Origin of the sequence: Nocardiopsis quinghaiensis (assembly GCF_008638365.1) — a bacterium.
Lineage (GTDB): Bacteria > Actinomycetota > Actinomycetes > Streptosporangiales > Streptosporangiaceae > Nocardiopsis > Nocardiopsis quinghaiensis.
In genome coordinates, this window is sequence record NZ_ML703338.1 from 40,262 (window position 1) to 61,828 (window position 21,567).

General features: G+C 71.7%; 18 protein-coding genes. 5 read left to right on the forward strand and 13 right to left on the reverse strand.

Going from position 1 to position 21,567, the window contains the following annotated elements:
• Positions 1–21 precede the first annotated feature (21 nt).
• The 4 genes from FYX01_RS01375 (at position 22) to FYX01_RS01390 (ending at position 4,539) form a co-directional block, all read left to right on the forward strand.
• Positions 22–903 carry a sulfotransferase domain-containing protein gene (locus FYX01_RS01375; RefSeq protein ID WP_150236683.1) on the forward strand — a complete coding sequence of 294 codons (882 nt, stop codon included), beginning with the start codon at positions 22–24 and terminating at the stop codon, positions 901–903.
• Complete coding sequence (locus FYX01_RS01380; RefSeq protein ID WP_150236685.1) at positions 873–2,402, forward strand: lipopolysaccharide biosynthesis protein; 1,530 nt, start codon at positions 873–875, stop codon at positions 2,400–2,402. Before FYX01_RS01375 ends, FYX01_RS01380 begins: the two co-directional genes overlap by 31 nt.
• A 155-nt stretch (positions 2,403–2,557) precedes the next feature.
• Entirely contained in the window at positions 2,558–3,016 is a 459-nt protein-coding gene (locus FYX01_RS01385; protein WP_150236687.1) for a glycosyltransferase family 28 protein, read from the forward strand.
• Positions 3,013–4,539: a glycosyltransferase gene (locus tag FYX01_RS01390; protein ID WP_150236689.1), complete on the forward strand. Its 1,527-nt coding sequence runs from the start codon at positions 3,013–3,015 to the stop codon at positions 4,537–4,539. Before FYX01_RS01385 ends, FYX01_RS01390 begins: the two co-directional genes overlap by 4 nt.
• On the opposite strand, the gene FYX01_RS01395 is transcribed toward FYX01_RS01390, so the two are convergent.
• The 9 genes from FYX01_RS01395 to FYX01_RS01435 form a co-directional block, all read right to left on the reverse strand.
• Positions 4,536–5,720 (reverse strand): glycoside hydrolase family 26 protein, encoded by a 1,185-nt coding sequence (locus tag FYX01_RS01395; RefSeq protein WP_190394140.1) that lies wholly within the window; start codon positions 5,718–5,720, stop codon positions 4,536–4,538. The two genes, FYX01_RS01390 and FYX01_RS01395, sit on opposite strands and share 4 nt — an antisense overlap.
• Positions 5,721–5,856: 136 nt before the next feature.
• The gene (locus FYX01_RS01400) at positions 5,857–6,747 is read right to left on the reverse strand and encodes a sulfotransferase (RefSeq protein WP_150236996.1); all 891 of its coding nucleotides are present in this window, start codon (positions 6,745–6,747) and stop codon (positions 5,857–5,859) included.
• Between the two features lie 118 nt (positions 6,748–6,865).
• The gene (gene cysN, locus FYX01_RS01405; RefSeq protein ID WP_150236693.1) at positions 6,866–8,134 is read right to left on the reverse strand and encodes a sulfate adenylyltransferase subunit CysN; all 1,269 of its coding nucleotides are present in this window, start codon (positions 8,132–8,134) and stop codon (positions 6,866–6,868) included.
• Positions 8,135–8,312: 178 nt separating this feature from the next.
• Entirely contained in the window at positions 8,313–9,245 is a 933-nt protein-coding gene (cysD, locus tag FYX01_RS01410; protein ID WP_150236695.1) for a sulfate adenylyltransferase subunit CysD, read from the reverse strand.
• Positions 9,246–9,296: 51 nt separating this feature from the next.
• Positions 9,297–10,088, reverse strand: a complete 792-nt coding sequence (locus tag FYX01_RS01415; RefSeq protein ID WP_150236697.1) for a 3'(2'),5'-bisphosphate nucleotidase CysQ — start codon at positions 10,086–10,088, stop codon at positions 9,297–9,299.
• A gap of 3 nt (positions 10,089–10,091) precedes the next feature.
• On the reverse strand, positions 10,092–11,615 hold the full coding sequence (locus tag FYX01_RS01420) for a sugar transferase (protein WP_150236699.1): 1,524 nt from the start codon (positions 11,613–11,615) through the stop codon (positions 10,092–10,094).
• A 423-nt stretch (positions 11,616–12,038) separates the two neighbouring features.
• Complete coding sequence (locus FYX01_RS01425) at positions 12,039–13,346, reverse strand: SGNH/GDSL hydrolase family protein (protein WP_150236701.1); 1,308 nt, start codon at positions 13,344–13,346, stop codon at positions 12,039–12,041.
• Positions 13,347–13,369: 23 nt separating this feature from the next.
• Positions 13,370–14,134 (reverse strand): polysaccharide deacetylase family protein, encoded by a 765-nt coding sequence (locus tag FYX01_RS01430; protein ID WP_150236703.1) that lies wholly within the window; start codon positions 14,132–14,134, stop codon positions 13,370–13,372.
• Between the two features lie 139 nt (positions 14,135–14,273).
• Positions 14,274–15,290 carry a LacI family DNA-binding transcriptional regulator gene (locus FYX01_RS01435; protein ID WP_150236705.1) on the reverse strand — a complete coding sequence of 339 codons (1,017 nt, stop codon included), beginning with the start codon at positions 15,288–15,290 and terminating at the stop codon, positions 14,274–14,276.
• A 164-nt stretch (positions 15,291–15,454) separates the two neighbouring features.
• On the opposite strand from FYX01_RS01435, the gene FYX01_RS01440 reads away from it, so the two are divergent.
• Positions 15,455–16,630 carry an endo-1,4-beta-xylanase gene (locus FYX01_RS01440; RefSeq protein ID WP_150236707.1) on the forward strand — a complete coding sequence of 392 codons (1,176 nt, stop codon included), beginning with the start codon at positions 15,455–15,457 and terminating at the stop codon, positions 16,628–16,630.
• A gap of 96 nt (positions 16,631–16,726) precedes the next feature.
• Here FYX01_RS01440 and pth read toward each other — a convergent pair whose 3' ends face one another.
• The 4 genes from pth to glmU all read right to left on the reverse strand — a co-directional run bounded on the left by pth (position 16,727) and on the right by glmU (position 21,004).
• Positions 16,727–17,389, reverse strand: coding sequence for an aminoacyl-tRNA hydrolase (pth, locus tag FYX01_RS01445; protein WP_150236709.1), 663 nt, complete (start codon positions 17,387–17,389; stop codon positions 16,727–16,729).
• A 96-nt stretch (positions 17,390–17,485) separates the two neighbouring features.
• Positions 17,486–18,088, reverse strand: a complete 603-nt coding sequence (locus FYX01_RS01450; protein WP_150236711.1) for a 50S ribosomal protein L25/general stress protein Ctc — start codon at positions 18,086–18,088, stop codon at positions 17,486–17,488.
• A gap of 469 nt (positions 18,089–18,557) precedes the next feature.
• On the reverse strand, positions 18,558–19,526 hold the full coding sequence (locus tag FYX01_RS01455; RefSeq protein WP_150236713.1) for a ribose-phosphate diphosphokinase: 969 nt from the start codon (positions 19,524–19,526) through the stop codon (positions 18,558–18,560).
• Between the two features lie 17 nt (positions 19,527–19,543).
• On the reverse strand, positions 19,544–21,004 hold the full coding sequence (gene glmU / locus FYX01_RS01460; RefSeq protein WP_150236715.1) for a bifunctional UDP-N-acetylglucosamine diphosphorylase/glucosamine-1-phosphate N-acetyltransferase GlmU: 1,461 nt from the start codon (positions 21,002–21,004) through the stop codon (positions 19,544–19,546).
• Positions 21,005–21,567 lie beyond the last annotated feature (563 nt).

Below are 21,567 nucleotides of genomic sequence, written 5' to 3' on the forward strand. Positions count from 1 at the left end.
TCCCGAGAGAAGGACCACGCGATGTCCCGGAGCACCCTTCCTGTCCTTTTCCACCGCCTGGCCGTCCCGGCGCGCCGGGCCCTGCTGCCCCTCGCGGACGGCCTGGGCGGGGTCACCAGCGCCGCCCGGACGCTGCCCGACTTCCTCGTGTGCGGGGCCCAGCGCTCGGGCACCACCTCGCTGTTCAGGTCGCTGTGCCGGCACCCGGCCGTCACCGGCCCCACTCTGCGCAAGGGGGTGCACTTCTTCGACACCGGGTACCACCACGACCTGGACTGGTACCGGGCGCACTTCCCGACGCGCGCGGCGCTGCGGGCACGCCGGGGGCGCCCCCGGGTGCGGGTGGTCGAGTCCAGCCCGTACTACCTGTTCCATCCGCTGGCCGCCGAGCGCATCGCCCGCGACCTGCCGGACGTGCGGGTGGTGGTGGTCCTGCGCGACCCGGTGGAGCGGGCCTACTCGGCGCACGCGCACGAGAGCGCGCGGGGGTTCGAGACCGAGCCGTTCGCGCGGGCCGTGGAGCTGGAGCCGCGGCGGCTGGCCGGTGAGGAGGAGCGGATACTGGCCGACCCGGGGTACCTCTCGTACTCCCACCAGCACCACGGGTACGTGGCGCGCGGCCACTACGTGGACCAGCTGGTACGGCTGGAGAAGCACCTGGGGCGGGACCGTGTGCACGTGGTGGACCACGCCGACCTGTTCGACGGCACGGCGCGGGCACTGGCCGGGATCGAGCGGTTCCTGGGGCTTCCGCCCGGTCCCGGAACCGTTCCGGGACGGCACAACGCGCGCGCCCGGTCGGAGATGCCGGAGGGACTGCGCGCGGAGTTGGCGGCCGGGTTCGCCGACAGCGACGCGCGGCTGGCGGCCTGGTGGGGGCGTACGCCCTCGTGGTGTGCGTGACCGCCACCGCGGAGGGGGAGGGGACGGGGCTGCGCCGCGTGCTGCGCGGCGGGGCGGTCAACATGGCGGGGGCCGTGGTCGGCGCCGGGCTGAACCTCGCTCTGGTCGTGGCGATCACCCGGGCGTTCTCCCAGGAGACGGCGGGACTGCTGTTCTCGGCGACGTCGGTGTTCCTGATCGCGGCGGCGGTGGCGAACCTGGGCGTGTCGGACGGGCTGGTGTACTTCGTCGCCCGGATGCGCGTGCTCGGAGGGCCGGGGGGCGTGCCCCGGCTGCTGCGACTGGCCACGGGTCCGGCGGTGATGGTGGCGTGCGCCCTGGCCGCGCTGCTGCTGGTGTTCGCCGATCCGCTGGCGGAGGCGCTGGGCGGCGGGGAGGCGGACGTCTACCTGCGGCTGCTCGCGGTGTTCCTGCCGTTCGCGGTGCTGACCGAGACGGCCCTGGCGGCGACACGGGCCCACCACGACATGGCCGTGACCGTGCTAGTGGACAAGGTGGGCCGGCCCCTGGCCCAGCTGGCGCTGGTGGGGGCGATCGCGGTCACCGGCTCGGCGGGGCTGCTGGCGCTGGCGTGGGCGGGGCCGTACCTGCCCGCGGCGGTACTGGCGTGGTTCTGGCTGGGCCGGGTCATGCGCCGGGCCGCCTCCGGGGCCGACGGGACGCCGTCGGCCGACGGGCCCGGGGAGCGGGTGGACCCGCGGACGTTCTGGTCGTTCGCGCTGCCCCGTGCGGCGGCCGGGGCCGCGCAGTTGGGGGTGCAGCGCGGCGGCGTGGTGCTCGTGGCGCTGCTGGGCGGGCTGACCGGCGCGGCGGTGTTCACGGCGGCCACGCGGATCATGGTGGTCGGCCAGTTCGGCACGCAGGCGGTGCTGTACGCGGCCCAGCCCCGGTTCGCCGAGCAACTGGCGACGGACGACCACGCGGGGGTCCGGAACCTGTACCAGGCGGGGGCGGCCTGGCTGGTGTGCCTGACGTGGCCGCTGTACCTGTCGGCGCTGGTGTTCGCCCCGGAGGTGATGCTGCTGTTCGGGGCGGACTACACGGCGGGCGCCGCGGCGCTGGCCGTGGTGTGCGCCGGACAGCTGCTGGCCGCGGCGCTGGGAACGAGCGATCTGATCCTGGCGATGACCGGGCGGACCGGGCTGAACCTGCTGAACAACGTGCTGTCGCTGGTGGTGAACGTACTGGTGTGCGTGCTGTTGGTGCCCGTGGCCGGTGCGACCGGGGCGGCCGTGGCACTGGTGGCCGCGATGCTGGTGCGCAAGGTGCTGCCGCTGTGGCAACTGCGGTCCCGCGTGGTGCTGCACCCGTTCAGCCGACCGGTGGCGGTCGCGACGGCCGGCGCGCTGGTGTGGTTCGGCGCCCTGCCGCTGCTGGCGGAGGCGGTGCTGGGCGGCGGGCTCGTGGCCCTGGTGGCGGCGGTGTCGGCGGGCGCCGCGGGACATCTGGTGACGGTGTGGTCGCTGCGCGGCCCGCTGGGCCTGGACCTGCGCCGCTGAGGGGCCCCGGGTGCCGGACGCGCGGCGGTGGGCGCCTCCCATGCCCGTGGACGACCGGGGACACGACCTTCGAACCCCCGGAGCGGAACGCAACACGGCGTCCGGCGGCTCCGGTGGTCACCTTTGACTACCGTGGGTTATGAAATGATGGCCACATGTCTCCACGACCGGTTCTCCTGGTGGCCTCCAGCGGGGGACACCTCGCCCAGCTGTGTTCCCTACGCCCCTGGTGGCAGGGCCGAGAGCGCCTGTGGGTGACCTTCCGGACCCCCGACGCCGAGGCCGCCCTCGACGGAGAGCGGGTCCGGTGGGCCTTCCACCCCACCACCCGCCATGTCGGCAACCTGCTGCGCAACACCCGTCTGGCCGCCCGTGTCCTCCGTGAGCGGCGCCCCTCCGCGGTCGTCACCACCGGCGCCGGTGTGGCCCTGCCGTTCTTCGTCCTGGCCTGGCTGCTGCGGATCCCGACCGTCTACATCGAGGTCTACGACCGCATCGACACCCCCACCCTCACCGCACGTCTGTGCCGCCCCTTCACCCGTCTGTTCCTCGCCCAGTGGGAGGAGCAGAGAGTCTTCATGCCGACCGCCATCACGGTAGGACCGCTTCTGTGACCGAACAGACCACCCGTCCCGTTCCGCGCTCCCACGACAGCGACCACCCCGACGTGGTGGTCAGCCTCGGTACCGACCACCACGCCTTCGACCGGCTGGTCCGCTGGGTCGACGACTGCGCACGCCGCCGCCGCGACCTGCGCTTCCTGGTCCAGCACGGGCACAGCGCCGCGCCCGCGGTGGCCGAGGGCACCCCGTTCCTGAGCGGTGAGGACCTCGGTGGGTACATGCGCCGGGCCCAGGTGGTCATCACCCACGGCGGGCCGGGCAGCATCGTCCAGGCCCGCGGGTCCGGCCACCTTCCCATCGTCGTTCCCCGGGATCCCGAGCTGGACGAGCACGTCGACGACCACCAGCTCCTGTTCGTCCGGCGTCTGGAGGAGGCGGACCGGGTGCGCTCCTGCGTCAGCCCCCAGCAGCTGTCCGCGCTCGTCGACAAGGCGCTCGCCTCACCCGACGGCTTCCGGGTGCGCCCCTCCGACGACGACGGCGCCGAGCGGGCCGCGCTGCGCGCCGGGGAGCTCATCGACCTGCTCACGAGTACCGACGGCGTCGCCGAAGGCGCCACCGCGGCCACCACCGCGACCGCCACCGCCGGGGACCGCACCGTCGACACCTGGCCCGAGGTGACCGTGGTGGTGCCCACCCGGGACCGGCCCGAACTGCTGCGCCGCACCCTGCGCGCGGTCGCCGGGCAGGACTACCCGGGCCGCATCACCACGATCGTGGTCTTCGACAACGACCAGCCCGACCCCTCACTGGCCCACTCCGGAGGCGACCGGCCCGTGCGGGTGGTCACCAACACCCTCACGCCAGGCCTGGCCGGGGCCCGCAACACCGGGGTGCTCGCCGCCGACACCGAGCTCGTCGCCTTCTGCGACGACGACGACATCTGGCTGCCAGGCAAGCTCAGCGCGCAGGTCGCGGTCATGCTCGACGAACCCGGCACCGAGATGGTGTGCTGCGGTATCCGGGTGGTCTACGACAGGACCGAGGCGGTCCGCACCCTGGACAGCACCAGCGTCACCTTCGGCGACCTCCTGGGGTCGCGGCTGGCCGAGCTGCACCCGTCCACGTTCCTCATCCGGCGTCGGGCCATGATCGGCGGCTGCGGAACGGTCAGCGAGGAGATCCCCGGCAGCTACGCCGAGGACTACGAACTGCTGCTGCGCCTGGCCCGGCGCGGCCCCATCCGCAACATCCCCGAACCGGGTGTGCGGGTGCTGTGGCACCACCGTTCGCACTTCTCGGGGCGCTGGCGGACCGTCTCCACCGCCCTGCGCTGGCTGCTGGACCGCTACCCCGAGTTCGCTCTGGTGCCGCGGGGCTACGCCCGGGTGGCCGGGCAGATCGCCTTCGCGGAGGCCTCGGCCGGGCGCCGTGGCGCGGCTCTGCGCTGGATCCGCGCCACGGTCCGGAACCGGCCCGCCGAGGGGCGCGCCTACCTGGCCCTGATGGTGGTGTGCGGGGTGCCCGCCGGGTGGATCATCCGCATGCTCCACCTACGCGGCAGGGGTGTCTAGGGCGTGTTCGGCGGGTGCTGCCCGGCGCTCCGCCGCTCGGCGTACTCGACCAGGCGGCGCACCCGCTCGGGCAGCTTCACGTACGGGTCGTGCCCGGCCGCCTCGAAGCCCTTCCGTGCGTGCTGGTTGGCCCGGATCCGGAAGTCGCAGCCGGAGGAGACCCGGTTGTCCCACACCTTGACCGCGCGGACCCGCTCGTAGCGGCGCAGCACGTCGGGGATCTCGGAGTACCACTCCAGGGTCTCCCGCTCCCCGATGTGGGTGGTTCCCATCTCGCCGATCATCACCGGTTTGCCCGGGTCGATACCGTGCTCGGGTCCCTCGGTCTGGATCCACTCGTAGGCCGGGCGCAGCGTGTCCTCGAAGGAGTACACCTCGGTCCAGTGCGGATGGATGTCGCAGCCGGTCATGTTGTACGCCTCCCAGCTGAGCCAGTCGACGTAGTCGTTGCCCGGCCACAGCCCCGGCAGGCGTTCGAGGTTGCCCTTCCAGCCGGTCACGTTCCACACCCATACGGCGTTGTCGGCGCCCTCCTCCCGGTACAGGTCCACGATGTGCCGCCAGGCCCGCACGAACTCCTCGGGCGTGCCGCGCGTGTTGTAGCGCTTGTTCGCGTCGGCCTCGTGGTCGAAGGTGACGAAGTAGGGCACCTCCAGCTCCGCGATGGCGCGGGCCTGCGAACGCAGCGACCGGTCGAACCCACCGTCGATGACGGACTCGTAGGAGACGGGCGGGTGCCCGGACCTCGTGAACCGGCGGGCCTCGATGTTGGTGTGCACGAACCGCCCCTCGGCGACCAGCCTCTTCTCCCTGTCGCCGGGGATGTGCGCCTGGTCGATGCCACGCCAGGTGTAGACGATGTCCATGCGCCGGTCGACCGCCTCCTCCAGCGGCTCGACCCGGTCCTGGTAGGGGCTGGCGCCCCACCAGACCCCGCAGGAGGGTTCGAGGATCTCCGAGACCGCGCACTCCTCGGGGGCGTACCCGTCCTCGGGGCCGTACCCGTCGGGAAGGGGCTGCGCGGCGTCGGAGGGCGCGTCCTCGGGGCCGTACCCCTCGGGAAGGGGCTGCGCGGCGTCGGATCCGTCCGGCGGGTCCTGCCGTGCGGAGGGGGAGGCGGCGGGGGCGTTCCCCGCCCCCGCCAGCGCCAGGGCGAGGACCACCGCCCCCGTCGTCGTCATTGCCCGTACCGGTCCCCTGTCCACGGCAAGCTCCCTCCAGACTCCAGAATATGACCTAGCGTGTTCAGATGAACACCATACGTCATATTTGGGGTGGACAACAGCGCCGAGCTGGCATAACGGACACCCTCGGGCGTCAGTACCCGTAGCGCCCGCGGAACGGTGTCGTCGCCGCAGCCACCAGGTGCTGCCGCCAGGGGGGCATCGCATCGCGCCAGCCGTGGTCGGCGCGCACACCGATCCGCCCCGTCGTGAACCGCATCGGATTGCCCGACACCGCGTGTCCCTCCGACAGCTCCACCCGCCCCTCCGCCACGTCCAGCGGGTCGCCGGTGTACCCCGCGAACTCCGAGATCCGGGCGAACTCACCGCCCGGGTCGGCGACGAAGTCCTCGTAGCGCACCCGCAGGGTCGGGGTGCCGCGCCGGGCCAGGGCGTCGAAACACGCGTTCTGGACCATCCACTGCACCGCCGCGCGCCCCGCCGAGTAGCGGGCCATCTCCGGCTCGCTGCTACCCGGGGAGGCGTCCGGACGGGCCACCCGCTTGGCCCAGGCGTGGGCCACCGCCCTCGGGTCGCGCACCACGTGCAGCAGGCGCATGCGGGCGCCGTAGCGCCAGCGCAGGCAGGCGGCCAGGGAGGCGTGCTTGCTGGCGTCGACGACCACGCGGGCACCGCTGACCAGGGAGACCGCCGAGTACAGCCGGTGGTAGAGCTCGGTGTAGCGCTCACAGCGGGAGGCGATCCGGCCCTCGTGCGCGCCGCTGAGCAGCATCGGCAGGAAGCGGGTGCGGTCGACGCCGTCCTTGAGCCGCGACACCTGCCCGGCGTCCAGGCGGCCCCACCCCCCGAAGGCCTCCTCGCCCACCTCGGTCCAGAACCCGCATCCGGAGAACGGTCGGCCGCAGCCGCACCGTTCGTCCTCCACCAGTCCGCGCCGCCACAGGTGCACGGTCTCGCCGACCGAGCAGAACCCGGGCAGCTCTCCGAGGAGCCGCTCGACCAGGGTCGAGCCGGAGCGGCCCATCCCGCCGACGAACACCAGTCGGTAACCATCATCCACACGGCCAGGCTATTGCCTACGGTGACGCGGAGAACCCAGGGGGTGACGCCCGGGTGTGCCGTCGCGCCCCGGACCGGCGGGATCAGTCGGTCCTGACGACCATCCCCGCGCCGACCGTGGCGTTGGTGGACTCGTCGATGAGGATGAAGCCGCCCGTCTGGCGGTTCTTGGTGTACTCGTCCACGAACAGAGGCTGGGTGGAGCGCAGCCGCACCCGGCCGATCTCGTTCAGCTCCAGGTGCTCGGCCCGCTCGTCACGGTGCAGCGTGTTGACGTCCAGCCGGTACCTCAGGTCCCTGACCATGACCTTGGCGCTGCGGGTCGTGTGCTTGAGGAGGAGCTTGGAGCGCGGCGTGAGCTTGCGCGCGTCCGTCATCCAGCACACCATCGCCTCCAGGTCCTGCGTGACCTCGGGGGCGTTGTGGGGGCGGCAGATCATGTCGCCCCGCGAGATGTCGATGTCGTCCTCCAGAAGGAGGGTGACCGACATCGGAGAGTAGGCCTCGGCCACGTCGCCGTCCGCGGTGACGATCCTGGCGATCCGCGTGTTCAGCCCCGAGGGCAGGTGCGTGACCTCGTCGCCCGGCTTGAGCACACCGCCCGCGAGCTGGCCCGCGTAGCCCCGGTAGTCGTGCAGTTCGGGGTCGGCCGACTTGTGCGGCCGGATCACGTACTGCACGGGGAAGCGCGCGTCGATCAGGTTGCGGTCGGAGGCGATGTGCACGTTCTCCAGGTGGTGGAGCAGGGAGGGCCCGGTGTACCAGGGCATGTTCTCCGAGCGGCTCACCACGTTGTCGCCGTGCAGGGCCGAGATCGGCACGAAGGTCAGGTCGCGCGTGTCCAGCTTGGAGGCGAAGTCGGTGAACTCGGCCTTGATCTCGTCGAAGCGCTCCTGGGAGTAGTCCACCAGGTCCATCTTGTTGATCGCCAGCACCAGGTGCGGCACCTGGAGCAGGGTGGTGAGGAAGGCGTGGCGGCGGCTCTGCTCCTGCAGCCCCTTGCGCGCGTCCACCAGGATGATCGCGAGGTCGGACGTGGAGGCGCCGGTGACCATGTTCCGGGTGTACTGGATGTGCCCGGGGGTGTCGGCGATGATGAAGGTGCGGTTGGGGGTGGCGAAGTAGCGGTACGCCACGTCGATGGTGATGCCCTGCTCGCGCTCGGCGCGCAGGCCGTCGGTGAGCAGCGCCAGGTTGGTCTGCTCCTCACCGCGCGCCACGCTGGTGCGCTCCACCGCGTCGAGCTGGTCCTCGAAGATGGACTTGGAGTCGAACAGCAGTCGGCCGATCAGGGTGCTCTTGCCGTCGTCGACGGAGCCCGCCGTCGCGAACCGCAGAATGTCGTTGCTCATGCTTGCCTGGTCCAATGTGGAGTGGGTGGTCTGCGAGGGCGGGTGCGGCCGGTGGGGCGCAGATGCTCAGCGGGCTTCCGCGGGTCGACGCGGGTGCCGTGCCGTCGGGCCCGCGGGAGGAGCTCCGCCTCCGGGACGGCCGTTCCCGGCCCGGTCGGCCCGTCCGGCGGCAGGGCTGCTAGAAGTAGCCTTCGCGCTTGCGGTCCTCCATGGCGGCCTCGCTCGCGCGGTCGTCGGCCCGCGTCTGTCCGCGCTCGGTCACCCGGGTCGCGGCGATCTCGGTGATGATGTCGTCGATCTCCACCGCCGTGGACTTGACCGCTCCGGTGCAGGTCAGGTCGCCGACCGTGCGGTAGCGGACGGTCTCGGTGAACGGGACCTCGGTCTCGTCGCGGTTGATGATGGGCGAGTTCGCGAGCAGGATGCCGTCGCGCTCGAAGACCTCGCGCTCGTGGGAGAAGTAGATGGAGGGCAGCTCCAGCCGCTCCCGCCTGATGTAGTCCCACACGTCCAGCTCGGTCCAGTTGGAGATCGGGAAGACCCGGATGTGCTCGCCCCGGTCGATGCGGGTGTTGAACACGCTCCACAGCTCGGGGCGCTGGTTCTTGGGGTCCCACTGGCCGAACTCGTCACGGAAGGAGAAGACCCGCTCCTTGGCGCGTGCCTTCTCCTCGTCGCGGCGGGCCCCGCCGAAGGCCGCGTCGAACCCGTGCTCCTCGATGGCCTCCAGCAGGGCGCCGGTCTGGAGGCGGTTACGGCTGGCCCAGCGGCCGGTCGGCTCGGTGACCTTGCCCGCGTCGATCTGCTCCTGCACCGAGGCGACGACCAGGCGGACCCCGGCCTCGGCGACCCGGCGGTCGCGGAACTCGATGACCTCGGGGAAGTTGTGGCCGGTGTCCACGTGCATGACCGGGAACGGAATGGCACCGGGCCAGAATGCCTTCTCGGCGAGGCGGAGCATGACAAGGGAGTCCTTGCCGCCCGAGAAGAGCAGTACCGGCCGCTCGAACTCCGCGGCCACCTCGCGCATGATGAAGATCGCTTCGGCCTCCAGGACGTCCAGCTGTGAGAGCTGGTAGCGCCCGGGTGCCTGCTGACTCGCCTGACCCATGAACCCGCCTTCGTAAGTATCGACAGGGCCGACGGCGGAGGGGTGGTTCGCTCAGCCCCCCGCGTGCGGACCCGCGCTGTCCAGGTCCGCGCCGTCGCGGATGCTTGCCAACAACATACCCGACAATTCCGGTCGACATACAAGGACATCGGGCAGTAGCGGGTCGGACACGTTGTAGCGCAGCGGAGAGCCGTCGATCCTGGAGGTGTGCAGACCAGCGGCCTGGGCCACGGCCACCGGCGCGGCGCTGTCCCACTCGTACTGGCCGCCCGCGTGCACGTAGATGTCGGCGATACCGAGCATCACCGCGCAGATCTTGGCGCCCGCCGAGCCCATGGGGATCACCTCGGCGCCGAGCTGGGTGGCCATCCGCTGCACGAACGCGGGCGGCCGGGTCCGGCTGGCGGTGATGCGCAGCCGCTGGTTCGCGGGCCGCTCCCCGGGCAGCCACGGCGGGTCGACCGTGGACACCGTGCTGCCCTGCGCGGGCAGCGCCACCGCGCCCGCGACCAGGTCGCCGTTCTCCCACAGGGCCACGTGCACCGCCCAGTCCGTGCGTCCGGCCTCGGCGAACTCACGGGTGCCGTCGAGCGGATCGATGATCCACACCCGGCGCGCCCTCAGCCGCGCGGGATCGTCGGCGCCCTCCTCCGAGAGCACGGCGTCGCTGGGCCGCAGCCGCCCGATCGCGGAGAACAGGAACTCGTGGGAGGTGCGGTCGCCCAGGGTACGGAGTACGTCGGGCTCGTCGAAGCCGTGCCGGGCGCGCAGGCGCAGCAGCAGCTGCCCCGCCTCGCTCGCCAGGTCGCGGGCCACCTCATGATCGTTTCGGATGCTCTTCACCGGTTAGTATGCTCCCGCCCCACGGATCACCGCTGACCACGTCTTCCACAGGATCTGGATGTCCAACGTCAGCGACCAGTTTTCCACGTACCGCAGATCGAGACGGACCGATTCCTCCCAAGAGAGATCGGAACGGCCGCTGACCTGCCACAGGCCCGTCATCCCCGGTTTGACCACCAGCCTGCGGCGGACGTCGTCCCCGTACTGGGCGACCTCCTCCGGCAGCGGCGGCCTGGGTCCGACGAGCGACATCTCCCCCCGTACCACGTTGACGAGCTGGGGGAGCTCGTCGAGCGAGTAACGGCGCAGCCATGCCCCCACCGGCGTCACCCTGGGATCGCGACGCATCTTGAACAGCACACCGTCGTGCTCGTTACGGGACCGGAGCATCGTCTTCAACGCCTCGGCCCCGACCACCATCGTACGGAACTTGTAGACGGTGAACTCCCTGCCGCTCCTGCCCACACGCGTCTGGGCGAAGAGGGCGGGACCGCCGCCCTCCGCCCGGACGAGGACGGACAGCACCAGGAACAGCGGGGACAGCAGGGCCAGCGCGAGGGCCGCGGCGCAGCGGTCGAAGGCGCCCTTGAGGACGCGGCGGGCGCCCACCAGCTCCGGGTGCTCCACGTGCAGCAGCGGCAGTCCGGCGACCGGGCGGATGGAGGTGCGCGGCCCCGCCACGTCCATGAGCGCGGAGGCGACGATGAGGTCGGTGTCGGTCTTCTCCAGCCGCCACGCCAGGCGGCGCAGCTCCGCCCCGTCCATCTCCGGGCAGGCCAGGACCGCGACCGTGTCGGCGCCGACGAGGGCGGCGGCGTCCGCGGCGCCGGTGAAGGTGCCCAGGACCGGGCAGCCCTCCACCTCGTCGGCGCCCGGAGCGGCCTCGTCCCCGGGCAGGCACACGCCCACGACGCGCATGCCGTGGTAGACCTCCCCGCGGAACCGGCGGATGAGGTCGCGGGCGGCCACCCGGTAGCCGACGACCACGACTCCGCTCATGCACCGGCCGGAGCGGCGGCTCCGGTGCAGGGCCTTGCGGCGCGCGTACCGCAGACCGAGGCTGACCACGAGGATGAGCGGCAGCGCGACGAGCGCGTAGCCGCGCGCCAGGTCGAACCCGACGGCGTAGGCGCCGACGGCGACCGCCGCGCCCAGCATGAGCCCGGAGGTGGCGACGCGGCGGTACTCCTCGGTGCCCACCCCGAGGAAGCGGCGGGCGTATCCGCCGCCCAGGCAGACGGACAGGACCCACAGCGGAGGCAGCAGGAGGGAGAGCAGGAGGTAGGGAAGGGTGGTGGTCGCGCCGAGGACGGCGTGGAAGCGTACGACCGTGCCGCTGAGGGTCGCCGCGAGGGCGGCGGCCAGGTCGAGGCAGACCAGGCTCACGACGTAGGGGCGGACCCAGGCGCCGGAACGGGCGCCGGGGCCGCCGGCCCCGGCTCCTCCGGTGGTGTCGGAGGGGGCGGAGCCGGCGGTGGTCCGCGCCGACTGCTCGCGGGCGGTCTTCATCCGGCTGGTGGTGACCACATATCCCCCCAGGACCACGGCTCTGGAAGCCTCACTTCGAGTCACCGCCCCGGCACCGGGAAACCCAGGTCTGAGGGTGTGGACGGGGCGTGCGCGTCGAGCACGGGCATGGACTGACGACCCGAACAGTAACCAAAAGTATCTGGAAAGTCGCGTAGCGTTGCGGCTTGTTGGTCAAGAAGACCCGGTCGACCAGAAATGTGTCCCTGCCGGAACCAGGTCCGTCCGCGAAGGAAGCCCCATTAGGGACACCAGTGGTTGAGTAAAGAGGCGGACCGAAACCCGATACGGAGCGTCACGAACCCGCTCGGAGCGCGGACCAGGCCGGAGAGGGCACCGCCTCCGGATCCCTGCGGGAAGTTCCGTCCACGACCGCCGCACCGCCTTCTGGTGGAGGTTCCGCGCCCGGTCCGCCGCTCCCTGTCAGCGGCCTCCCGGTCGGAACAGCCGGGAGGGGACCGCATCGGCCATGGCCGCCATACCGGCGTCGTTGGGGTGCAGGCCGTCACCGCTGTCGTAGTCGGCCCGCAGGCGCAGCGGGTCCTCCGGGTCGCGCAGCGCCTCGTCGAAGTCGATGACGGCGTCGTACTCCCCGCTCGTACGGATCCACTCGTTGACCGCCTGCCGCTTGGCCTCGTTCTCCTCGGTGTAGAAGCCGAACGAGTCGCCCTTGAACGGCAGGATGGTGCCACCGTAGATCCGAAGGCCGGCGGCGTGCGCGCGGGCGATGAGCTGGCGGTGCGCACCGATGATCTCCTCGGCCGTGACGGTCTCCGAGACCGGCGCCGTCGTACCGGGGTGGCCGAGGTCGTTCGCACCGAGCAGGACGACGACGTGGCCCGCGCCCGGCTGTGACAGCACGTCCCGGTCGAAGCGGCGCAGGGCGCTCTGCCCGAAGAAGGCCGCGTAGTCCTCCGCGTCACTGCCCTCGGGCGGGTTGGGACCGTGCAGGAGCCGGTTGCCGGCGACCCCCAGGTTCAGCACGCCGGTGTGCCCCAGGCGTTCGGCGAGCAGGTCGGGCCACCGGTGGTTGGCGTTCACCTCGGTCTCGGAGCCGTTGGTGATGGAGTCCCCCAGAGCCACGGCCGCGTCGGCGACCCTGCCGCGGGCACGCACGCTGACCCCCGAGAGGAAGTGCCACTGGGTGAGCGTCTCGGTCGCCTCGACGGTCCTGTCGCCGGTGACGTCGCCCTCGGCCACGACGTTCTCCTGGTGGGAGAAGGCGTGCAGGGTGGTCACGGGGGTCTCCTCCGGAACGTGGACGCTCACGACCAGGTCGGAGCGCGGGGGCAGCGCCAGCGGCACCGGATCGCTGACCATCGGGGCACCGGCGGGAACAGTCACCGACGTGCGCCCGCCGAAGGTGACGGTGCGGTCGGTGGACGGGTCGGTGTCGGTTCCCGACGCGCCCGACCGGAGCGCCACGTGCACCTCTCCGATCCGCAGCGGCGTCTCGCCGAACTCGTTGGTGAGCCGCAGGCGCAACTGGTCGCCGCCGATGCTGGTGCGGACGACCTGCCGGACGGTCTGGTCGTGCAGGACCGGGGTCGCCGTGGCCGGTGTCGCGGTCGGCACGGACGCCCAGGTGCCGACCCAGTCGTCGCTCCCGCCGGCGGCGGAGGGCTCCGCGGGGGCGGCGGAGGTGGCGGAGGTGGCGGTCCAGCCGGAGAGCAGGACCAGAGCGCCCGCCAGGACGGCGGCGTAGCGCCGCCGGACACGGGTGTGGGGCATGTCATCTCCTCGGTTCGCGGGGGTCACCCGCGCCGGGCGGGGCGGGTGAAGTGCCAGCCGTCGGACTTGAGGGCCGGGATGAGGCGGGCCACGGCCGCGACCGTCTGGCCGCGGTCGCCCCCGCCGTCGTGCAGGAGCACCACCGATCCCGGCGCCACGCCCTCCTCCAGGCGTCGGACGAGTTCGTCGGTTCCGGGCGGCTCCCAGTCCTCGACGGCGAGGCTCCAGCCGAGCGGCTGCATGCCCAGTCCCGCGGCCGTCCCGGGAGTCCGGCCCCAGGCCCCGTAGGGCGCACGGAAGTAGGGGACGCGGGCGTGCGGCACCGCTTCGCGGATCGCGGCGTTGGTTTCCAGCAGGTCCGCGCGGACCTCCTCCGCCGACCAGGTGCTCATGTCGTCGTGGCTCATCGCGTGGTTGCACAGCGTGTGCCCGTCCGCCGCGATCCGCCGGACGATGCCGGGGTGCTGGCGCACGTGGTCGCCCCACAGGCAGAACACGGCCTTGACGTGGTGCTCGCTCAGCACGTCGAGCAGCTGGGACGTGGCGCGGGGGTCGGGCCCGTCGTCGAAGGTGAGGGCCACGGCCCGGCCTCCCCGCCGCGTCGAGTCGACGATGTCGGGAGTGGTGGGCCCGTTGGAGGCGAGGGGCCCTTCGGGGGTGGAGGGGGACGGGGAGGAGGGGCGGAGGAGGGCGTGCGCCGGAGTCGCGGCGCCCAGGGCGGGTCCGAGGGTGAGCAGGGCCGTCAGTAAGCGGCCCCGCGTTCGGGAACGTCCGCGAGTGGCGGTCACACAGGTCTCCTCGGCGGCGGAGATCGGAGGCACCCCGGAAGCTTCCGGAAAGCAAAGGCAGCTTAAAGAGCACCACGGCACGGTGTCAACGAACCCGCGCGAATCGGGCCGCCCTCCCACCACCGCCGCGGTCGGCGGTTCACGGCGGGGGGCCGGTGCTGTCCCGGACGACGAGCTCGGTCGCCAACTCGACCCTCGGGCTCTCGATCGTCTCGTGCTGCACGAGCCGGTGCACGGTGCGCACCGCGAGCCTGCCCATGTCGGACAGCGGCTGGCGCACCGTGGTCAGCGACGGCGACGACCAGCGCGCCTCCGGCAGGTCGTCGAAGCCCACCACGCTGACGTCGCCGGGGACCCGTAGGCCCCGCCGCCGCAGCGCCTCGTAGACGCCGAGGGCCATCTGGTCGCTGGCCGCGAACACGGCCGTGGGCGGCTCCGCGAGGTCGAACAGCCGCTCCCCCGCCCGGAAACCGGACTCGTAGCCGAACTCGCCCGGTACCACCAGTTCGCCGTCGACGGTCATCCCCGCGGTCTCCAGTCCGGCCCGGTACCCGTCGAGCCGGGCGCGGCTGCACCACAGCTCGGGACGGCCCGCGACGAAGGCGATGCGGCGGTGCCCGAGGTGGATCAGGTGCTCGGTGGCGCTCAGCCCCCCGGCCCAGTTGGTGGCGCCGATCGTGGGCGTGGCCAGGTCCGGGACGCCGACCGGGTCGACGACCACGGCGGGTACGTGCAGTTCCCCCAGTTCCGCCTGCAGGGCGGGGTCCAGGTCCGTGGTCACGAGGATGGCGCCGTCGCTGGCGCGTGAGCGGACGTTCTCCAGCCACTGGCGTGTCGAGCTGGCCCGGCGGTGTATGGCCGAGACCACGATGCCGGTGCCCTCCGTGTGCGCGGCGTCCTCCACGCCGCGGATGATCTCGACCGCCCACGGGCTGTCCAGGTCGTTGAAGACCAGGTCGAGCAGGCCGATCCGCTCCCGGGGGCGGCTTCCGCGGCGCCGGTAGCCGTGGACCCGGATCAGGGTTTCGATGCGCTCGCGCGTGGCGGGGGCCACGTCGCCCCGGCCGTTGAGGACGCGCGACACCGTCGGCGCGGACACGCCTGCCTCGGCGGCGATGGCGGAGATGGTGACGTCTCGTGACGGGCTGTCGGCCACTGGTCCTCCCTTGTACTCACTCAGGGTACGAGCACGGACGGTGGACCGGTACACGGATACGGCCGGACCTTGACGCTTCGCACGTCAACAGCCTAGTGTCCATTTCCCACATGTTACGGAATATTCCGGAAGTTCCGTGGATGAGAGAACTGGAGACCCCCCCGATGAAACCGGTCCGCCTCATCACCACCGTGCTCGCCGCGGCGGCGCTGTCGATACCCCTGGCCGCCCCGGCGGCCGCCGGCCCCTCTCCCGACCACTGGCCTCCGAACCACCCCGGGTACGCCAAGCCCGGAACGCTGCGCTGGGCCGCTCCCGAGGGCTTCGTCATCGGCACCGCCGTCGCGGGCGGCGGCCACCACCTGGAGCAGGACTACCCCGACCCCTTCACCTCGGACGGGAAGTACCGCAAGCTCCTGGCGCGCCACTTCAGCTCGGTCTCCCCCGAGAACCAGATGAAGTGGGAGTACATCCACCCCGAGCAGGGTGAGTACGACTTCGAGATGGCCGACGCCATCGTGGAGTTCGCCGAGCGCAACGGCCAGGACGTGCGCGGACACACGCTGCTCTGGCACAGTCAGAACCCCGCGTGGCTGGAGGAGGGCGACTTCTCCGACGAGGAGCTGCGCGGCATCCTGCGCGACCACATCACCACCGTCGTCGGCCGCTACGAGGGCCGGATCGACCAGTGGGACGTGGCCAACGAGATCTTCGACGAAGCGGGCGAGCTGCGCACCGAGGACAACATCTGGATCCGTGAGCTCGGTCCGGGGATCATCGCCGACGCCTTCCGCTGGGCCCACGAGGCCGACCCGTCGGCGGAGCTGTACTTCAACGACTACGGCGTCGAGGACGTCAACGCCAAGAGCGACGCCTACCACGCACTGGTCCAGGACCTGCTCGCCGAGGGCGTGCCGGTGCACGGGTTCTCCGCACAGGTGCACCTGAGCACCCAGTACGGATTCCCCGGGAGCCTTGAGGAGAACCTGCTGCGCTTCGACGACCTGGGCCTGGGCACCGCCCTGACCGAGGTGGACGTGCGCATGCAGCTGCCCGAGAGCGGGGAGCCGACCCCGGAGCAGCTGGAGCAGCAGTCCGGCTACTACGAGCAGGCGCTCTCGGCGTGCCTGAACGTGGAGGGCTGCGACTCCTTCACCATCTGGGGCTTCACCGACAAGTACTCCTGGGTGCCGGTGTTCTTCGAGGGCGAGGGCTCCGCGACGATCATGGACGAGCGGTTCGCGCCCAAGCCCGCCTACTTCGCCCTGAAGTCCACCCTCCTGGAGGCCAGGGGCGGCGGGTGGTGGGGACCCCCGCCGTGGGCCGGCCGCGGCTGGTAGCCGGACGGCTCCCCACCGCGACGCACCGCCGTACCCGCCGTCGGCGGGTACGGCACCGCCCGGACCCGGAGCACCGCACCCTCCGGTCCGGGCGGCTCAGGCGAGGGTGTGGTAGATGTTCTGCGCCCGGCCCAGGCCCTCGGTGAGGACGGTGCGGACCGCGTCGGCGGCGCGCTCGACGTTCAGGTCCAGTTCGGCGCGTTCGGCGGAGGAGAAGTCCTTGAGCACGTACGCGGCCGGATCCGTCCGGCCCGGCGGGCGGCCCACCCCGAAGCGCACCCGGATGTAGTCGGGGCTGGACAGGGACGCGGTCATCGACTTCAGGCCGTTGTGCCCGCCCGGGCCGCCGCCCTGCTTGAGCTTGAGCGCGCCGTAGTCGATGTCCAGCTCGTCGTGCACCACGACGATCCGCTCGACCGGCACCTTGTAGAACCGGGCCAGCCCGGCCACCGGGCCGCCCGACAGGTTCATGAAGCTCCGCGGCTTGGCCAGCACCACCGGCGCACCGTCCAGGCGGGTCTCCACCACCTCGGCGTGCGCCTTGTGCACCTTCCAGCGCTCACCTCCGGCGAGCGCGTCCAGCACCAGGAAACCGGCGTTGTGCCTGTTCCCGGCGTATTTGGGCCCGGGGTTGCCCAGCCCCACGACGAGCCAGCGCTCGGTCTCAGCCATGTCCTCGTTCTTCCCACCGGCGTTCTCACCGCCGGCCTCGCCTCCGCCTGCGCCGCCACCGAACAGCCTGCTCCACCAGTTCCCCATGGGGCACGACCCTACCGACACGGCGTCCGACACGCCGAACGCGCGGCTCCCCTTCGGGAACCGCGCGTTCGGTGAGTATGGGGAGTGCGCACCGCCCTACTCGGCGGCGGTCTCCTCGGCCTCGCCCTCGGCGGCCTCCTCGCTGGTCTCCGGCTCGTCCGACACGCGCGGCGCGGAGACGGTCAGCAGGATGGTCTCGGGGTCGCTGACCAGAACGGTGCCGGCGGGCAGCTTGAGGTCGGCGGCGGTCTTCGTGGTGCCGACCTCCAGACCCTCGACGTCGAAGTCCACACCCTCGGGGATGTGGGTGGCCTCGGCCTCGACGGCCACGGTGACGAGCTCCTGGGTGAGCACACCCGGGGCCTGGACCTCACCGGTCAGGTGGACCGGGATCTCGACCTCAACCTTTTCGCCCTTGGAGACGACCAGCAGGTCGACGTGCTCCAGGAAGCCCTTGATGGCGTCGCGCTGAACGCTCTTGGGCAGGGCCAGGTTGTCCTTGTCCACCCCGTCGAGACGGATCAGGACGTTGGGGGTCTTCAGGGCGAGCATGAGCTCGTGGCCCGGCAGGTTCAGGTGGCGGGGCTCGGTGCCGTGGCCGTAGAGGACGGCCGGCACCTTACCCGCGCGGCGGACGCGACGGGAAGCGCCCTTGCCGAATTCCGTGCGGGGCTCGGCAGCGATACGTACCTCGGACACGACAAAACTCCTCGGGTTCAACCCCGCAGCACGGGGAACACGACTCCAGTAGTACGAACGATTCCCGCCCTCGGCGGGGAATGCGGCGGGGTCACCCCGCGGTTCAGGGGACGCAACCGTCCTGGTTCCAGGCGTGCCCGGCGAGCCGCCACCGGACCCGCCCGGCCCGGGAACGCTCGTCGCGCACCCCTGCCCGTACTTTCACACACAGCCTCACAGGACTCCGTCTGGGCACGGGGGCACTCGGCCAAGTCTAATGGCTCCGCTGACGACTCCGAACACCTCCCGTGCGCTCTCCCCCTCCGAGGGGAGGCGGCGGGCGGGGCCGGAGCCCGCCCTCCCACCCGCGGGGGCCCGGGAGTGGACGGCGGGCGGGACGCACCGGGCGGAGGGGAACCCGTGCTCACGGGGCGCGCCGACGGAACGAGGACCCGTGGGCGGGGCGAGCGTCACACCCCGCCCGCCGGGCCTACTCGAACAGGCTCGTCACCGAGCCGTCCGTGAAGACCTCGCTGATGGCGCGGGCCACGAGCGGAGCGATCGAGAGCTGGGTGAGCTTCTCGAAGGAGCGCTCCTCGGGGACGGGCAGCGAGTTGGTGATGATCACCTCGGAGATCCGCGAGTTCTGCAGGCGCTCGGCCGCCGGCCCCGACAGCACGCCGTGCGTGGCGGCCACCAGGACCTTGGAGGCGCCCTGCTCGAACAGCGCTTCGGAGGCCTTCACGATGGTGCCGCCGGTGTCGATCATGTCGTCGACCAGCACACAGGTGCGGCCCTCGACCTCGCCGACGACCTCGTGGACCTTCACCTGGTTGGCGACGTCCGGGTCGCGGCGCTTGTGGATGATCGCCAGCGGCGATCCGAGCCGGTCGGCCCAGCGGTCGGCGGTGCGCACGCGGCCCGCGTCCGGGGAGACCACGGTGATCCCGGACGGGTCGACGCGGCCCGCGATGTGGTCGGCCAGGATCGGCAGCGCGAACAGGTGGTCCACCGGTCCGTCGAAGAAGCCCTGGATCTGGTCGGTGTGCAGGTCGACGGCCATCATCCGGTCCGCGCCCGCGGTCCGGAACAGGTCGGTCACCAGACGGGCCGAGATCGGCTCGCGGCCGCGGTGCTTCTTGTCCTGGCGGGCGTACCCGAGGAACGGCGTGACCACGGTGATCCGCTTGGCGGACGCGCGCTTGAGCGCGTCCACCATGATCAGGTGCTCCATGATGGACTCGTTGACCGGATCGAAGTGAGGCTGGATGACGAAAGCGTCACAGCCGCGCACCGACTCCAGGTAGCGCACGAAGATCTCGCTGTTGGCGAAGGTGTCGAACCGGGTGGGGACCACGTCGATCCCCAGTTCCTTCGCGACCTCCTCGGCCAGGCTCGGGTGCGTGCGCCCCGAGAACAGCATCAGGTTCTTCTGGCCGGTGGCCTTCATCCCGGTCACGTGTTTCTCCCCCACAGTCACTGCTCGTCGTCGGCTCTGTGCCGATCGGCCTTGTCCGCCGCCTCGGCGGAGGCCGTCCCCGGGCGTTTGCGCCGGGTCCAGCCCTCGACGTTGCGCTGGCGGTGCCCCTCGGATACCGCCAGCGCGCCGGGCGGCACATCATCGCGGACCACGGTCCCCGCCCCGGAGTAGGCTCCGTCGCCCACGTGGACCGGGGCGACGATGGTGTTGTCGCTGCCGATCCTGACGTGGTCGCCGATGACGCTCCGGGACTTGCTGACCCCGTCGTAGTTGACGAACACCGAGGAGCAGCCGATGTTGCTGCCCTCTCCGATGTCCGCGTCCCCGACGTAGGTCAGGTGCGGGATCTTGGACCCGGTGCCGACGTTCGAGTTCTTGACCTCGACGAAGGCGCCGGCCTTGGTCCGCTCGGCCAGGCGGGTGCCCGGCCGCAGGTAGGTGTAGGGGCCGACCGTGGTCCCGGGACCGATCTCGGCCCGGTCCGCGGTGGTCTCGCTCACCGTGGCGCCCGCGCCGACGACCGTGTCCCTCAGGTCCGCGCGGGGGCCGACCACCGCGTCCTCGCCGACGGTGGTGGCGCCCATCAGGCGGGTGCCGGGTTCGAGCACGGTGTCGGGGCCGATGGTGACCTGGGCGTCCACCCAGGTGGTGGCGGGGTCGACGACGGTGACCCCGGCGAGCATGTGCTCTGTGAGCAGTCGGTCGTTGAGGACGCGGCGGGCCTCGGAGAGCTGGACGCGGTTGTTGACGCCCTGGACCTCGTGCCAGTCGTCGGCGGCCCAGGCCCCGACCCGGTGTCCGTCGCCGCGCAGCAGGGCGACGGCGTCGGTGACGTACTCCTCGCCCTTGGCGTTGTCGGTGGACAGGCGCTGGACGACCTCGGAGAGCAGCGCGCCGTCGAAGGCGTACATGCCCGAGTTGATCTCGTCGATCGCGTGCTGTTCGGGGGTGGCGTCGGCGTGCTCGACGATCCCGGTGAAGTCGCCGCCGGCGTCGCGGACGATGCGGCCGTAGCCCTGGGGGTCGGGCACACGGGCGGAGAGCACGGTGACGGCGTTGCCCTCCTTGTCGTGGGCGGCCACGAGCTCGGAGAGTGTGGAGCCGCGCAGGAGCGGGGTGTCGCCGCAGGTCAGGACCACGGTCCCGCTGAGTTCGGTACCCATGGCGGCCATGTCCTCGATCGCCATGCGCACGGCGTGGCCGGTGCCGTTCTGTTCCTCCTGGACAGCGGTGGTGGCCTCGGGTGCGACCTCCTCCAGGTGGGCCCTGACCTGGTCCCGGGCGTGGCCGACGACCACGACCGAGTTCTGGGGGTCGAGCTCCCTCGCCGCCGCGAGCACGTGGCCGAGCATGCTGCGGCCGTTGAGCTCGTGAAGGACCTTGGGAAGCTTTGACTTCATTCGGGTGCCCTCGCCCGCCGCGAGGACGATGACGGCAGCCGGACGGTTCACGCTCACAGAAGGAGACCCCTCGTGATATCTGGTGACTGAACTGTCGGCTCGCCCTTCGGCGGCGCGACCCGGCATGCCGCACGGGCGGCCGTCGGATGACCAGCGGCCGACATGGGAAGGATACATGCGCGTCACCCGCGCTCAGCGGGCGCATGGCACCGGGGTGAACGCGCACCGTCCGCCCCGTCCGCAGACGGCTCCGGCTCTCCGGGGCGCCGCGTGAGAAGTGTGTGAGATGCGACGCGCCGCCCGCGTGCGCGTCCGGATCCGCTCCCCGCGGATCCCCGACACGGCACGGGTGCTCCCGTGTGGACACGCCGAGCCGGAACAGCTCCCGGACCAGGGCTCGAACCTGGACGATGGGGACCAAAACCCCACATGCTGCCGATTACATCATCCGGGAACGCGTTGGGTAGGAACTGCCGCACCCGTACGCCAGCAACCAAGATAGCGCCTCTGGTGTGGAGCTTGCCAAACCTACGGAGTCGTAGGTTACGGTTGCGTAGGAATAGGTTGGGTCGTCGCGACGGGTGCACACGCACCCTCTCGGACGCCGTCCTGACCGCGAT

What these genes read in the sequence shown, in the direction of transcription:
- FYX01_RS01375 (WP_150236683.1), top strand. Translation starts at nt 22, where the DNA reads ATGTCCCGGAGCACCCTTCCTGTCCTTTTCCACCGCCTGGCCGTCCCG.
- FYX01_RS01385 (WP_150236687.1), top strand. Translation starts at nt 2,558, where the DNA reads ATGTCTCCACGACCGGTTCTCCTGGTGGCCTCCAGCGGGGGACACCTC.
- FYX01_RS01395 (WP_190394140.1), bottom strand. Translation starts at nt 5,720, where the DNA reads ATGACGACGACGGGGGCGGTGGTCCTCGCCCTGGCGCTGGCGGGGGCG.
- FYX01_RS01400 (WP_150236996.1), bottom strand. Translation starts at nt 6,747, where the DNA reads ATGGGCCGCTCCGGCTCGACCCTGGTCGAGCGGCTCCTCGGAGAGCTG.
- cysN (WP_150236693.1), bottom strand. Translation starts at nt 8,134, where the DNA reads ATGAGCAACGACATTCTGCGGTTCGCGACGGCGGGCTCCGTCGACGAC.
- cysD (WP_150236695.1), bottom strand. Translation starts at nt 9,245, where the DNA reads ATGGGTCAGGCGAGTCAGCAGGCACCCGGGCGCTACCAGCTCTCACAG.
- FYX01_RS01425 (WP_150236701.1), bottom strand. Translation starts at nt 13,346, where the DNA reads ATGCCCCACACCCGTGTCCGGCGGCGCTACGCCGCCGTCCTGGCGGGC.
- FYX01_RS01440 (WP_150236707.1), top strand. Translation starts at nt 15,455, where the DNA reads ATGAAACCGGTCCGCCTCATCACCACCGTGCTCGCCGCGGCGGCGCTG.
- pth (WP_150236709.1), bottom strand. Translation starts at nt 17,389, where the DNA reads ATGGGGAACTGGTGGAGCAGGCTGTTCGGTGGCGGCGCAGGCGGAGGC.